Origin of the sequence: Streptomyces beijiangensis (assembly GCF_017315755.1) — a bacterium.
GTDB lineage: Bacteria > Actinomycetota > Actinomycetes > Streptomycetales > Streptomycetaceae > Streptomyces > Streptomyces beijiangensis.
This window is the reverse complement of record NZ_JAFLRJ010000396.1, coordinates 1-14,700: the sequence shown is the minus strand read 5'-3', so window position 1 is coordinate 14,700 and position 14,700 is coordinate 1. Positions and strand designations below refer to the sequence as shown.

At 69.8% G+C, this 14,700-nt stretch carries 7 protein-coding genes; 2 read left to right on the top strand and 5 right to left on the bottom strand.

The features are described from left to right. Positions 1 to 104: 104 nt before the first annotated feature. The 5 genes from J0695_RS32500 to J0695_RS32480 form a co-directional block, all read right to left on the bottom strand. The gene (locus J0695_RS32500) at positions 105 to 1,751 is read right to left on the bottom strand and encodes an FAD-dependent oxidoreductase (protein WP_206968228.1); all 1,647 of its coding nucleotides are present in this window, start codon (positions 1,749 to 1,751) and stop codon (positions 105 to 107) included. Between the two features lie 67 nt (positions 1,752 to 1,818). Continuing rightward, positions 1,819 to 3,489, bottom strand: a complete 1,671-nt coding sequence (locus tag J0695_RS32495) for an NAD(P)/FAD-dependent oxidoreductase (RefSeq protein ID WP_206968226.1) — start codon at positions 3,487 to 3,489, stop codon at positions 1,819 to 1,821. Positions 3,490 to 3,525: 36 nt separating this feature from the next. Then, the gene (locus J0695_RS32490; RefSeq protein WP_206968224.1) at positions 3,526 to 5,211 is read right to left on the bottom strand and encodes an NAD(P)/FAD-dependent oxidoreductase; all 1,686 of its coding nucleotides are present in this window, start codon (positions 5,209 to 5,211) and stop codon (positions 3,526 to 3,528) included. A gap of 2 nt (positions 5,212 to 5,213) precedes the next feature. Continuing rightward, positions 5,214 to 10,763 carry a type I polyketide synthase gene (locus tag J0695_RS32485; protein ID WP_206968222.1) on the bottom strand — a complete coding sequence of 1,850 codons (5,550 nt, stop codon included), beginning with the start codon at positions 10,761 to 10,763 and terminating at the stop codon, positions 5,214 to 5,216. A 118-nt stretch (positions 10,764 to 10,881) separates the two neighbouring features. Continuing rightward, the gene (locus tag J0695_RS32480) at positions 10,882 to 12,171 is read right to left on the bottom strand and encodes a cytochrome P450 family protein (protein ID WP_206968220.1); all 1,290 of its coding nucleotides are present in this window, start codon (positions 12,169 to 12,171) and stop codon (positions 10,882 to 10,884) included. A gap of 520 nt (positions 12,172 to 12,691) precedes the next feature. On the opposite strand from J0695_RS32480, the gene J0695_RS44370 reads away from it, so the two are divergent. Continuing rightward, positions 12,692 to 12,967, top strand: coding sequence for a phosphopantetheine-binding protein (locus J0695_RS44370; RefSeq protein WP_206968218.1), 276 nt, complete (start codon positions 12,692 to 12,694; stop codon positions 12,965 to 12,967). 55 nt (positions 12,968 to 13,022) lie between these two features. Continuing rightward, positions 13,023 to 14,363, top strand: a complete 1,341-nt coding sequence (locus J0695_RS32470; protein WP_206968215.1) for an NAD(P)/FAD-dependent oxidoreductase — start codon at positions 13,023 to 13,025, stop codon at positions 14,361 to 14,363. Positions 14,364 to 14,700 lie beyond the last annotated feature (337 nt).

Sequence of the window (14,700 nt, the reverse complement as noted above, 5' to 3'; positions counted from 1 at the left end):
TGACGACGCCGGGCGACAAACAGATGAGGGGGTGAGGGGTGGGACGGCACCAGTGCCGTCCCACCCCCTCACCCCCTCCCCCGCGCCTCGGCAGGGTCCGCCGCTCAGTGCACGGCCGACGGCGGGACGTTGGTCAGGTTCTCCTTCGTCATCATCGTGCGGAACTCCTGCGGCGCCACCGTCTTGGCCCAGGCCAGCATCCGTAGCCGCTTGCGCAGCGAGAAGTGGTAGTAGCGGTCGGCCGGGTCGGCGAACCCGTACAGCGGCGGAACGAACGGAGCCTCCTCCAGCGCACGGAAGATCCGGCCTGCGGCCTGGCCGGACGAGAGCTTGCCGGCCCGCACGTCCTCGGTGAGCGAGCACACGTGGTCGAGGAGTTCGGGCAGCCCGGTCGGCAGCTTGAACCAGAACGCGCCCTGGTCGAGCCGTTCGGTCGGCGTCCAGTCCCCGCTGCGCAGACTCTGGTTGCGGGTGCTCTTGAGCGACAGCGCGGCCAGCATGGACCACAGCAGCCAGACGCGGCTGAAGGCGTTCCACAGCTGGAAGTCGCGGGTCGCCACCTGCGCGGCCGCGATGAGCGCGTCGTTGAACTCGATCAGCCGGTCCTGGAACGCGGCGACCGGGGCGAACTTCCGCGGTGACCAGTCGTCGGTGCGGGCCGCCTCCATCAGCACCGGTGCCAGCGCGTACACCAGCTCGGCCGCCATCGTCACGTCCCTGGAGAGAAACAGGTCGTTGCGGCTGGCCGACCGCTCGAACAGGAAATGCCGGCTGCCGACGGTGTCGGTGACGGTGCGCTGCCACAGATCGTCGGAGACCCACGGCTGCACGGCGACCGCCGACTCGAAGGTCGGGCGCAGGTCGGGAAAGCGCTCGATGAGGGCCCGGAATGCCGCCTCCGGGTCCTTGGGCAGATCACCGAACAGGTCCGGGTCGACGCTCGCGGTCACCGAGCACCGTGCGGTGCCCGCCTCGGGATGGTTGTCGAAGTGGGCGACCTGGATCCACCCGCCGGCGAACAGATGGCTGATCGTGCCGGCCGACCAGGGCGACGCCCGGGGGTAGTTCGTCAGCGGGACGTGGTCCTCGAACTGCTGGACACCGGTGAGGTGCGTGGTCAGCACCCGTGACCTGGTCCTCGTGCGGGCGACGGGGTCCGGTCCCCCCAGACGGGCCAGGATCGGCGAGTCCAGCCCCACCGAGTCCACCAGGTAGCGTGCCCGGTAGGTCGTGCCGTCGTCGACGGTGACACTGACCCCGTCCCCCGTGGGGGCCACGTCGAGCAGTTTGCGGCGGTGGCGCACGACATGGGTGCCGTACTTGCGGGCCACTTCGTGGACGTACTGCTCGACGTCGGGGCGGTACATGTGCCATTCGGAATGCTCGCCGGGCACATTGAACTGGACGGTCTGGCGGGGGTCCTGCGCCTTGCCCGGCCGGTGGTAGAGGAAGCTCAGGCTGCGCTTGATGCCGCCGCTGCGGCGTACCCGGTCCGGGAGGTCGCAGGTCAGTCCGAGTGCGGCGATCTCGGGGATGTCGAACCGGCGGGCCAGGGTGAAGAACACCTCGGCGGTGTAGGGGACGGTGGTCTCCCCCGCCGGCTGCCCGGCATCGGCCTCGCTGTCGACGAGCAGGACCCGCTGGCCCTGCCGGGCCAGGACCGCGGCCAGCAGGTTCGACGCGAGATGGGCGCCGACGATGGCGACGTCGTACTTCTCCTCGGGGTCGGCGAATTGCTGGCCGTCGTCCATCGTTCTCCTCCAGGAGGGTGGGCTGGGCTGAGACACCGTGGTGTCGGGGCGGTGGGGTGGCGGGGCGTCAGAAGAGCTTTCCGCCGCGGAGCTTGGCCTTGATCGCCTCACGGGCGTTTCCGGTGAGCAGACGGGCCACCTCCGGGTCGCCCTCCTTGGCGGCCCAGCGGACCATCTTGTAGAGCTTCTTCGGGTTGGGGTTGATGAAGCGGACCTCGCGCTCGGCGAAGCCGAGATGCTTGGGGACGTAGTTGGCCCGCTCGATCTCCTCGTACAGGACGTCGGCGGCCTCCGGGCCGCTGGTGGTGCCGGCCTCCACGGCGTCGGTCTGCTTGACCATCAGATCGTGCAGGCCGGCGAAACCGTCGTGATCGGGCCAGTACAGGCCCGGGTTGGGGGCGTCCTCCAAGTTGAGGAAGTGCTCCTCGCGCCCGTCCTTGCGGAACTTGGTCAGGGCGTCCTGCAGACGGTAGACGCCCGCATTCGCACCCCAGCCCCAGATGCGGAAGATCGCGCTCCACAGGCCGTAGTCGGCCCAGGAGATGAAGGCCGCGTTGACCAGCTCGTCGTTCGCGTCCAGCTGCGACTGCTGGAGGCGGTCGACGTAGCGGAACCGCTCGGCGGAGAAGTCGTCGTCCTTGACGGCGCGCAGCAGCCGGTAGGCGAGGACGTTGATCGCCTCGGTGGTGTTGGACAGTCCTCGGGAGAACAGCGGGTCGATGAAGCCGGCCGCGTGCGACAGGAGCATCCAGCGGTCGCCGATCGTGGTCTTCGAGGAGTACTGAAGCCGGTCGGTCGAGATCCATTCGCGGGTCGGGATGGCGCCCTCGTACTGCCGGGCGATGTCGGGGAACGGCGCGGCGAGCCGGGCGAAGTCCTCCGCCGCGCTCATTCCGGGGATCTTGGGGTAGACCCTCGGGTCCACCGTCATGCCGACACTGCACAGCGGGTTCGTCGACCACTTGTTGTTGTCGAAGGCGATGACCCAGGCCCAGCCGCGCTCGAACATGTGGTGGACGGTGCCCTCGTACCACGGCACCGGCGGGCGCAGGTGGTCGGCGAGGTGGTCGAAGAGCCGGTCGGTGGGCGTCACGTTGAGCATGTGGTTCCACATGGACCGGGAGTGGTGCTTGAAGCGGGTCGTCTCCTCGCGGAGGTCGAACTTGTCCGCAAGAGGCGAGCGGAACCCGCTCGCGTCCACGACGTACCGTGCCCGGTACTCGCCGTTGCGTCCGCTCAGCGTCACTCCGGAGCCGTCGAAGTCGACGTCGTCGACGAAGAAGTTCTGCCGCACCGTGGTGCCGTACTTGGCCGCCACCTGGAAGAGGTACGCGTCGACGTCCTGCCGGAAGTAGTGCGCGGCCTCGTGCAGCAGCTGGGGCGGGGTGTTGAACTCGTTGACCTCGCGCGGGTTCTGCGGGGTGTTCTCATGGTGCAAGAGGAACCCGAAGTGCCGCTTGACCCCGAAGCGGGGCCCCAGGGCTTTGGTGGTCTCGGTGAACGAGGCCAGCGCGGATATCTCCGGCACGTCGTAGCGCTCGGCCAGGGTCCGCAGCGTGACCAGGGTGTAGGGGATCGTCGACTCGCCGATGGCGAACCGGGGGTGCGACCCGCCGTCGAGCAGCAGGACCTTGGTGCCCTGCCGCGCCAGGATGGCGGCCAGGAGCGAACCGGCCATGCCGGACCCCAGGATCGCCACGTCGTACGTCGTGCGCTCCGTAGCTGCAATGTCGTCCACTGTGCTCACATCGCCCTCTCAGATTCGTTACGGATGTCAGTTGCTGCGCTGGATGAGGCCGCGCAGCCGTTCCTTGACCAGGCCGCTCATCGCGCCGTGCAGGAGCCCGCCGACTTCCTCGGGCGCATCGGAGCCCGCCCAGCGTGCGGCTTTGGCCATCTTGGGCGGCGTGATGTGGACGAACCGTTCGTCCGGGTCGCCCATCGCGAACGCCGGCGGGACGTAGTCGGCTTCCTGGAGCGTCTGGAACAGACGCGTGGCGGCGGTCTTCGCCTCGAGCGAACCGTCCTCGACGGCCTGGCACAGCTGCAGGGTCGTGGTGCGCAGCGTGTTGTAGTTGTCGCTGATGGGGAAGGGTGATCCGGGGTAGCGGGTCTGTTCCAGGTCGCGGAAGACGGAGTCCTCTCCGTGGCCGGCGAAGGCGAAGTACGCGTTCTCCAGGGTCAGGGCCGCCAGCACGGTGCTCAGCGCCCAGGTGCGGAAGACGGCATTCCACAGGTCGTAGTCCCGGAAGGCGACGAAGGACGTGTAGACGAGGTCGTCGTGCACGTCGAACAGCCCCTGCTGCAGGTCCTCGACGTACTGGAAGCGCTCCAGCGACCAGTCGCCGTCCTGGGAGGCCTCGATGAGCCGGTAGGCCAGGACGTTGATGACCTCGAAGGAGTTGGTCAGGCCCCGGGAGTAGAGCGGGTCGATGAAGCCCGAGGCGTGCGAGGTGAGGCAGAACCGGTCGCCGACCACCTGCTTCGAGGAGTACTGCAGACGTCCCGTGGACGTCCACGGCCTGGCCGGCCTGGCCCCCTCGAACTGCCGGGCGATGTCGGGGAAGCGGCTCAGGAAGCTGTCGAACTCCTCCTGCGGGGAGGCGTCGGTGGCCGGGTGCTTGCGGGGGTCCAGGGTCAGACCGACGCTGCACAGCGGGTTGAGGGAGTCCTTGTGGTTGTCGAACGGGATCACCCACAGCCAGCCGCCGTCGAAGACGTGGTGCAAGGTTCCGTCGTGCCACCTGCTCGGCTGGTGGTGCAGGGCGCCCGATTCGGTCTCGTCGTAGGGCGTGACGCCGATCATGTGGGTGAACATCGACCGGGAGTGGGTGCGGGCCCGGGTGGGTTCCTCCCGCAGGGAGAGCTTCTCCGCGACCGGTGAGCGAAATCCGCTGGCATCGACGAGGTACTCGGCGTGGAACTCCTCGCCGGCCTCGGAGCGCAGGACCACGCCCGTGCCGCCGTCGATGTCGATGTCGGCGATCTTCAGGCCGGTGCGTCCGTCCGCACCGTACTTCAGCGCGACGTTGTACATGAAGGCGTCGACGTCCTGGCGGAACAGGTGCGTCTCGGTCTGCAGGACGGTCGGCAGGACCAGCTGGTTGGCCTCGCCCGGATGCTGTTTGCGGTCCTCGCGGTGGTAGACGAACCCGAAGTTCTTCTTCCACCCGCAGTTGCGTGAGACGTTGTCGCGGATGTCCTTGAAGGTGGACAGCTGCCTGATCTCCGGCACGTCGTACCGGGCCGCGATCAGCCGCAGCAGCGCCGAGGTGTAGGGGATGGTCGACTCGCCGATCGCGAAGCGGGGGTGGACGCCCGCGTCGGCGAGCAGGACCCGTACTCCGTTGCGTGCCAGCACCGCCCCGAGCAGGGAGCCGGCGATGCCGGCTCCGAGGATCGCCACGTCGTACTGGCCCTTGAGGGGCGGCAGTTCATAGGGGGGTGTCGTGCCGGGCATGCTCATCTTCCTCGCCATCCTTCGTCGGTCGCGGTGTCGTTCGCAGGCCCGTCAGGAGCCTCGCCGAGGAACTTTTTCTCGACGCGTCGCAGCAGGTACTCGGACCAGAAGTTGGCGTCGGTCGCGAAGAATTCGGGGCTCTTGACCTCAACCCCCAGGTCCTTGCGGCTGCGGCTGATGAGTTCCATGACCATCAGGGAGTCCAGGCCCATGTCGAGGAGGTGGAACTCCCCGGCCAGCTCGGCCACGTCCAGGCGCAGGAGTTGGGCGAGCTGCTCACGGAGGTAGATGTCGAGCAGACCCAGCCGGTCCTCGGGTGCGGCCGCTCGCAGTTCGCCCTGGATGACCGCGGTCGGCCCGCTCTCCTCAGCGGCGGCCGTCTCGATCCTCCGGAACACCGGCCGTTCCGCCCGTGCTTCCAGGATCGCCTTGTACGTCGCCCAGTCGGCGGAGCAGACGATCTGGTAGGTCTCCGGGCCGTCCAGCAGCGCGCTCAGCAGCCGCAGGGACTGCGGAGCCGACAGCGGGCGGAGCCCGGTGGCCTTGAGGAACTCGGCGATCTCGTCGTCGAACAGTGCCGACTCCAGCTCCCACGAGCCCCACGCGATGGTGAGTGCGGCCAGGCCGAGTGAGCGGCGCAGGTGGGCGAGGCCGTCGAGGAACGCGTTGCCGGCCGCGTAGCTGCTCAGGTGCTGGGATCCCCAGGTGGCGGCGATCGAGGAGAAGCTGAGGAAGAAGTCCAGGGGGACGTCGAGCGTGGCCTGGTGCAGGGACCAGGCGCCGACCACCTTGGGCCGCCAGACCTTGTCGTATTGCGCACGCCGGATCTCCCGGACGAACTGGGGCCCGGACACTCCGGCCGCGTGCACGACACCGCTCAGCGGGAGCGGTTCGGCGGCGAGGCGGCCGACGAGGGCGGCCACCGCCGCGGCATCGGCGACGTCTGCGGCGATCACCTCGACCTCGGCGCCGATGCCCTCCAGCTCACGGACCGCACGGATCCGCTCGCGTACCGGTGCGGGCAGGTCCGGGGCATCCCATTGCGCCCGGTCGGGCAGTGCGGTGCGCCCGAGCAGGACCAGTTTCCCCGCTCCGCGCAGGGCGAGGAGGCGGGCCACCGAGAGCCCGATCCCGCCGAACGCGCCGGTGATCAGGTAGCTTCCGGCGGGCCGTACGGTGACCTCGCGCCGCAAGGCGTGCGGTGTGGGGGTGGCGGCGACCACGCGGGCGGCGAGCCGCTGTCCGCTGCGCAGGGCCTGCTGGTCCTCCGCGTCGATCTCGGTCAGCGCCGTCACCAGCAGAGCGAGGTCGTGGCCGGCGGAGTCCGGGTCGAGGTCGATCGCGCCGCCCCAGTGCTGGGGGTGTTCGAGGGCCAGGACCCGGCCCAGGCCCCACAGCGGGGTGGCGGCCGGGGCGTGGTAGCGCTGCTCCGGTGTGGTGGCGACGGCACCGCAGGTGATCAGCGAGACGCGGACGTTGCTGTCGGCGGGGTCGGCCAGGAGCGCCTGGAGGACTCCGACGGTGAGCAGTTCGGTGCGGTCGCGGAAGGCGGTGAGCGTGGCGTCGTCGGTGTCGGAGTGTGCGGGGGTGTCGAGGCCGGTGAGCACAAGGATCCGGGCGGGCGCCGCGTTCTCGGTGCTCCGGCCGGCCCGCGTGGTCCTCCAGTCGCCGAGCAGTTCGGCGAGGGCTGTGGCGTACAGGCCGTCGTCGGGGTCGTCGTCGGGGCCGGCGGTGGGCGGCTGGCGCACGGTGCACACGGCGCCGTGTGCGGTGAGGTCGAGCGCGAGCCGGTCGGCGATGCCGCCCTGATCGGCAAGCAGCAGGATGTCGGCGGTGGACAGCGCCAGGGGGGTGGCGGTGGCCGGCTCGGCCGGCTGCCACTCCATCTGGTAGAGCAGTTCGGCGGGGTCGCGCCAGGGCTCGCCGGGGTGGGCGGCCGGTGCACCCGATGTGATCGTCACGTCGGTGACGCGGCCGAGCCAGCTGCGGTCATCGGCGTAGAAGTCCGCCTGGCCCGTGCTGTGTCCGTCCGCCGTGGAGGAGAGGGACGCCTGCACGTAGCGGACCCGCTCGGGTTCGGCGCAGAGGATGTCGCCGATCTCCGCCGGTGCGTCCGGCCCTGCGACCTGGGTCACCGGTGGTCCTGCCGCCCAGGACACGGCCGCTGTCGCGGCGTTGAGGATCTCCGCCCGGCCCTGGGTGGCGTTGCCGGCGAGTTCCAGCTGGGTGCCGCTGTCGCCCCGCTCGGCACCCAGCACGGCATCGGCCAGCGCCTGCGGCAGCTGGGCCGACTTCCAGTCCAGTTCGGTTCCGGTGCAACCGTCCTGGGTGTACGGGCGGTGGGCCGCGGTTCCCGGCCGGCGCCTGAGCCGGCCGCTGAGATGCAGCCGCCAGGGTGCGGCCGAGGCCTCCTCGGCGGCCGATGTGCTGCGGACCTCGAACCGCGCGGTCAGCGCCTGGTCGTCGGAGACGAGTGTGAGCTGCACGGTCCGGTCGGTGTCCGCCAGCGGCAGGAGCTCGGCAACGACAAGGTCCCCGACCCCGGCCCAGGCGCCGCTCAGTCCGTCGCCGGCCGCCAGCACGGCGGCCTCGACCAACGAGCCGACCGACGCGTAGGGCTGGTTGTCGGCCTGGTGCGCCGCGTGCCGCCAGCGGTCCTCCTTCAGGTCCAGCTGGTAGGTGGGCTGGGGGGCTCGCACGCGCTGACCGATGCCGGCCACCAGTTCACCGGCGGGTGCCGGCGATCCGGTGGTCTCCTGCGGGAGGGGGAACCAGTAGGAGTCGCCTTCCCACGCGTAGGTGGGCAGCGGGATGCGTCGGGCGTGGTCGTCCCGGTGGAATGCCGTCCAGTCCACTGCCGCGCCGCGCAGATGCAGGGCGCCGAGGGCGGTCATGAGCGACTGCCGGTCGTCGTGGCCGCGGCGCAGGGTCGGGATGAAGCGGCAGGCGGGGTCGTCGAGTCCGCGCGCGCCCAGGCCCGAGAGGACCGGCTGGGGGCCGATCTCGAGGAAGGTCCGGAAGGAGTCGTCGTACAGGGTGCGCATGCCGTCGGCGAACCGGACGGTCCCGGCCGCGTGGCGGACCCAGTAGTCGGCGTCGATCTCGCCCGGGCGGACGAGGGTGCCCGTGACGTTGGAGACGAGCGGGATGCGGGGCGGGTGGTAGGTGAGGGTGGCGGCCACTGCGCGCAGTTCGGCCATCGCCGGTGCCATCAGTGGTGAGTGGAACGCGTGCGAGACGGTCAGCAGCCGGTGTTTCACGCCCTCGTGTGCGAGCCGGTCGGTGATGGTGGCGATGTCCGCGGCGGCTCCGGAGATGACGGTGTCGGCGGGGCCGTTGACGGCGGCGACCGAGACCGTTGCGGTGAAGTCGGCGATCGCAGCGCGGGCGCGCGCCTCGTCGCAGACGATCGTGGCCATCACCCCGCCGGTGGGCAGGGCCTGCATCAGCCGTCCGCGGGCCGCGATCAGCCGGCAGGCGTCCGGGAGGTCGAGTACGCCTGCGACGGTCGCGGCGACGAGTTCGCCCACGCTGTGGCCCAGGACGGCGGCCGGTTTCGCGCCCCACGACAGCCAGAGTTGTGCCATCGCGTACTCGATGGCGAACAGTGCGGGCTGGGTGTGTCCCGTCTGGTGCAGCGGGGAGTTTTCGTCCGCGGCCAGGTCGAGGAGGTCGGCCAGCGGCCGGTCCAGGAGCGGGTCGAGCAGTGCGCCGACCCGCTCGAGGGCTTCGGCGTACACCGTTTGTGTGCGCAGGAGTTGGCCCATGCCGGGATACTGCGAGCCCTGTCCGGTGAACAGCCAGGCGGCCTTGCGCTGGCGGTGCGGTGCGAGGGACTCGGTGACGGTGCCGTCCTCGCGCTGTCCGGCGCCGTAGGCGATCAGGGCCCGGGAGAGTTCGGCCGTGCTGTCGCCCGCCACGGCGAGGCCGTGCGGCAGACGGCTGCGGCCGACGTGTGTCGTCAGGCAGACGTCACCGAGCCTGAGGTCCGGCTGGTCGCGCAGGGTGGCGGCGTACTGGTCGGCGAGGCGGTGCAGCGCGCTCTCGCTGCGGGCCGAGAGGGTCAGCACGTTCCAGTCGCGGCCGGTCTGGGTGTGCTCGGTGCGCGCTGCGGCAGCCGGCGGTCCGGTGATGATGGCGTGGGCGTTGGTGCCGCTGGCGCCGAAGCTGCTGACCGCGCCGGCCCGGACCGTGCGGCCGGAGGGCCATGGGCGGCGCTCGGTCACCACCTCGATGTCGAGTGCGTTCCAGTCGACATTCGGGTTGGGGGTGGTGAAGTGCAGGTGCGGCGGGATCTCCTCGTGCTGCAGGGAGAGGACCAGTTTGAGCAGCCCGGCGATGCCGGCGGCCGGCTCGAGGTGTCCGATGTTGGTCTTGACCGAGCCGACGAGCAGCGGGTCGCCGTCCGCGTGGTGGCGGCCGATGACGGCCTGCAGCGCCCGCAGTTCGATCGGGTCGCCGAGTGAGGTGCCCGTTCCGTGGGCCTCGACGTACCCGATGTCGGCCGGATCGAGCTTGGCCTGTGCGAGGGCGGCCTGGATGACCGCCTGCTGCGCTGCCGGGTTCGGGACGGAGATGCCGCTGCTGCGCCCGTCGTGGTTGACGGCGGTGCCGCGGACGACGGCCAGGACGTTGTCGTCGGCGGCCAGGGCGTCGGACAGCCGTTTCAGGACGACGACGCCGGCGCCTTCACCCCGGGCGTATCCGTCGGCGGCCGCGTCGAAGGTCTTGCACCGGCCGTCCGGCGACAGGGCACGGAACTTGCTCAGCAGGACGAAGCTGTAGGGCGTGAGCATCAGGTTGACGCCGCCGGCCACCGCCAGGTCGCACTCGCCGAGCCGCAGTGACTGGCAGGCGTCGTGCAAGGCGACCAGGGACGAGGAGCAGGTGGTGTCGACGACCTTGCTCGGCCCCATCAGGCCGAAGGTGTAGGAGAGCCGGCCGGCGATGAAGCTCGGTTCGCCGATCAGCTGGTATCCGTCGACGTCACGGATGTCCCCGATTTCCTGGCGTGCCCGCACGTAGTCGGTGGTGCTGACGCCGAGGAACACCCCCGTCTGGCTGCCTTCGAGGCTTTCGGGGGCGTATCCGGCCCGTTCCAGGGCCTCCCAGGTGACCTGCAGGATCAGGCGCTGCTGCGGGTCCATGCCCGATGCCTCGCGCGGCGAGATGCCAAAGACCGCGGGTTCGAAGCGGTCCACCTCGTCCAGGAAGCCGCCGCGCACCACATAGGCCTTGCCCGGGGCCTCGGGGTCGGGGTCGTAGAGCAGGCTGGCGTCGGCGCGGGCGGCCGGGAAGTCCCCGGTGGCATCGACGCCGTCCCGCATGAGTTCCCAGAACGACTCCGGGTCCTCCACGCCGCCGGGCATGCGGCAGCCGAGGCCGACGATGGCGATCGGCTCGTCGGGCACGGCCCGGGCGCCGTCCGCAGCTGCCTCGTTCAGCCGCTCGATGCGTCGCAGTGCGTCGAGGAGGAGGCGCCGGTCGGCGCCGGCGGGGGCCGGCTTTCCCGGCTGCCCGGGGTCCGGGGCGGGAGCGCTGTCGCGTGCCATGGAGTCTGGACCTCCAGCAGGAGTGGTTTCGATGTCTGGTGGATGTGGTGCGCGGGCGGGACAACGGGCCGGCCAAGGGCCGGGAGGGACCAACTGGCGCCGGGGGCGCCTGGGCTGCTCAGTGCAGGAGCACCGGGAGCGAGTCCAGACCGCGGAACGGTGTCCGCAGCGACCAGTTCAGTTCCTCCGGCGCAACGGCCAGGCGCATGTCCGGGAACGCTTCGAGGAGCGAGCCGACCGCGATGCCCACGACCTTCAGGGCCAGCCTGGCCCCGACGCAGTAGTGGTTTCCCCCTCCGAAGGCGACGTGGTCGGCGGCGTTGTGGCGGTCGAAGTCGAGCACGTCGGGGTCGGGGAACTTCTTCGGGTCCCGGTTCGCCGCCGAGACCGAGAGGATCACCAGAGAGCCCTTGGGGATCGTCTCCCCGCCGACCTCGATGTCCTCGGTCGCATACCGGTTGGAGCCGGGCTGCTGCGGTCCGTCGAAACGGAAGATCTCGTCCATGGCGGCCGGCATCAGGGACGGGTCGGCCAGGAGTTCCGCGCGCTTGTCGGGGTGCTGGAGGATCCAGTACAGGCAGTTGCCGACCATGCTCTGGATGCCGAAATAGCCGGCCAGCATGACCTGGATGGCGGCGGCCAGCAGCTCGATCGACTCCATCCGGCCTTCTTCTTCCGCGACTTCGACCAGCGTGCTGAGCAGATCCTCCGCGGGATTCTTCCGCTTGTTGTCGATCTCCTGCGCGAGCACCACCTTGAGCGAGTCCAGCCCCTTTTGCGCCGCCTCCACGTTGCGGCCGCCCGTCAGTTCGTCCATGCCCTCGGTGAACGCCTGGTGGCGCTCGGCGGGGATGCCCAGCAGCTCGGACTGGAAGGCCACCGGGAGCGGTTTCGCGTAGGCCTCGACCAGGTCCACCTGGTCCTGTCCGGCGAACCGGCTCTGTGTCTCGGCCGCGATCCGGCGGATGTGCGGCTCCATCGCGTTGACCCGCTTGGCGGAGAACGAAGGGACCACCAGTTTGCGCAACCGGGTGTGCACAGGCGGGTCCTGATTGATCATCATGTGGCCGGACACCTCGTCCCGGCGCAGCACGAGACCTCCGACGGGCGGGGCCGCCGCGGCGCCGCCCGCCGGCTTGGGCTTCGGCGCGTCCAGCAGGCTGCTGCTCAGACGCAGGTCGTTGTAGCACGCCCGGACGTCGTCGTAGCGGGTGACGATGTAGGCCTCGGAGCCGTCTCGCAGGGTGACCTGCTGGATGGGGCCCGCCTCCTGCATGACCTTGTACACCGGGTAGGGCTCATTGCCGAACTCCTCCCCCAGATGCACAGGACAGCCTGCGGCCCTGGCGCGTTCGGCCATGGACAACGCGGGCTCTTCCATCACGACCGCGGCTTCTTCGGGGGACATCAGACCTCCATCGGTGAGGGGTGGCGACGCGCGGAGCGTCGCGCAGCGGAAGGAGAGGGCAGAACGCTTGGGTGTCGCTGAACTCCTGCGGGCCGCGTCCCGCCTGGGTGCGTGCCGCGCTCGGCAGCGGGAGAGGGCGGCGCCGGTTGGCCTCCGAGCCCCCACCACTGCATTCATCATTCGATGACTTCAATGCCTGTTGAAGAATATGCACCTGCGGCAGATTGTCAACGTCCCCCCGTCGGCAGCCGATCCGTCCGGGCCGCCGCTGCACCCTCGGGCGGGCACTGACGGCGAGGGCCGCGCCGCCGCCCATACAGCCGGGCATGTTCGGCCCAAATCTGATCAAAGACGGCAATCGGAGGGGGAGTTCGGGTGCGGCTCGCCGCGTCAGGCTTGACCGGCAAGTCATCGCCTGTAGAATTCATCGCCAGAAGAACGCTGCGTGCCGAGGGAGTCCGTCTCGTCGGCCCCCGCCCCACGGGACTCGCGGCACCCCGGCTCACCCAAGGAGAGAACCGTGACAACGGCCGCCGTGACCGAGGACCAGATCCTCCTCAAGATCACCGAGTACGTCGGCAAGACCTTCCTGGACGAGACGGAGGAGAGCTCGGAACTGACCGAGTCCACTCCCCTGCTGCAGCTGGGAATCCTCAACTCCCGCAACACCGGCCGGCTTCTCGCCTACATCTACGAGGAGTTCGGCATCACCGTGCCGCCGACCCAGATCACCGGCAAGCACTTCGCGAACCTCGCGAGCATCACCGCGCTGGTCGCCGAGCTGCACGGCGCCTGACCGGCCCGCTCCCCCGGATCCTCGACCATCGCCCATGACGGAGCAGGAGATTGACATGAGTCCCGAGTTCGACGTTGCGGTCATCGGCGGGGGGCCCGCCGGGGCCACCGTCGCCTCATACCTGGCCAAGGCCGGTCTGTCCGTCGCAGTCTTCGAGTCCGAGAACTTCCCCCGCGAACACGTCGGGGAGTCCCTGGTGACAGCGACGACCCCGGTGCTGCTGGAGATCGGCGCCATGCCGGAGATCGAGGCCGCGAACTTCCCCAAGAAGTACGGTGCGGCCTGGACCTCGGCGGAGACCCGCACGATCGACCCGCTGGGCTACGGCGACGACCTGCACAATTTCGGCACCGCAGAGATACGTTTCGACGAGCGCGACCAGCCCGGGGTGGACCGGGACCACACGTACCACGTCGACCGCTCGAAGTTCGACCTGATCCTGCTCAAGAACGCGGAGCGCCTGGGGGCCAGTGTCTTCCAGGGGGTGCGCATCAACAAGGTCGACTTCGACGGCGAGACACCGGTGGTACGGGCCCGGATCGGAAACCGTCAGGTCGACGTGCCGGTGGGGATGGTGGTCGACGCGAGCGGCCGGCGCACGGTGCTGGGCAACCAGCTCAAGGTGAAGGTCAACGACCCGGTCTTCAACCAGTACGCGGTGCACACCTGGTTCGACAATTTCGACCGGAAGGCGCTCACCAGCAGCCGCCAGGCCGACTTCATCTTCATCCACTTCCTGCCCATCACCGACACCTGGGTGTGGCAGATACCGATCACCGACACGATCACCTCGGTCGGGGTGGTCTCCCAGAAGAAGCGGTTCAAGGAGTACGACGGCGACCGCGATCAGTTCTTCTGGGACACCGTCGCCAGCCGGCCCGAACTGCTCGACGCGCTGAAGAACGCCGACCAGGTCAAGCCGTTCAAGACCGAGGGCGACTACAGCTACGGCATGAACCAGATCGCCGGCGACAACTTCGTGCTCATCGGCGACGCGGCACGGTTCGTGGACCCGATCTTCTCCAGCGGTGTGAGCGTCGCGCTCAACAGCGCCCGGATCGCGGCCACCGACATCATCGCGGCCCACCAGGCCGGCGACTTCAAGAAGGAGCGGTTTGCGAACTACGAGGCCAAGCTCCGCCGGGCGGTGAACAACTGGTACGAGTTCATCTCCATCTACTACCGGCTCAACATCCTGTTCACCGCCTTCGTGCAGGACCCCAGGTACCGGCTCGATGTGCTCAAGATGCTCCAGGGCGATGTGTACGACGACGAGGAGCCGAAGGCCCTCGCCGCCATGCGGGAGGTGGTCACAGCGGTCGAGAACGACCCGACCCACCTGTGGCGGCCGTTCCTCGGCTCGATGCGCACCCCGACCGCCAAGGCCAGTTTCTGAGCCGACCGGCCCCGATGAGCGGCGTCCTGCCGGGCACGGCCAGCTCGTGCCCGGCAACGGCTCCCGCACGCCCGGAATGCCGTGAGCCGTCCCCCGGTCCCCCGGCCTCCCTGGCGCCCGCACCGCCGGCCCGGCCCGCCGGCTCCCTATCCACGGACCGACCGCGACGGGAAGTTTGATGACTCAGCCGGAGCAGACCGCCCCGCAGCACGGTGCAGACCAGTCCAGCGGCGCCCGCGGGCGCGTGGCCGAGCTCCTTGCCCTGCGTGAGCAGGCCCGCCGTGGCCCGAGCGAGCGTGCCACCGAGGCGCAGCACGCGAAGGGCAAGCTGACGGCG

Bases quoted from the DNA above. Each gene is read 5' to 3' on its own strand.
- J0695_RS32470 (WP_206968215.1), top strand. From the start codon at position 13,023: ATGAGTCCCGAGTTCGACGTTGCGGTCATCGGCGGGGGGCCCGCCGGG.
- J0695_RS32480 (WP_206968220.1), bottom strand. From the start codon at position 12,171: ATGTCCCCCGAAGAAGCCGCGGTCGTGATGGAAGAGCCCGCGTTGTCC.
- J0695_RS32485 (WP_206968222.1), bottom strand. From the start codon at position 10,763: ATGGCACGCGACAGCGCTCCCGCCCCGGACCCCGGGCAGCCGGGAAAG.
- J0695_RS32500 (WP_206968228.1), bottom strand. From the start codon at position 1,751: ATGGACGACGGCCAGCAATTCGCCGACCCCGAGGAGAAGTACGACGTC.
- J0695_RS32490 (WP_206968224.1), bottom strand. From the start codon at position 5,211: ATGCCCGGCACGACACCCCCCTATGAACTGCCGCCCCTCAAGGGCCAG.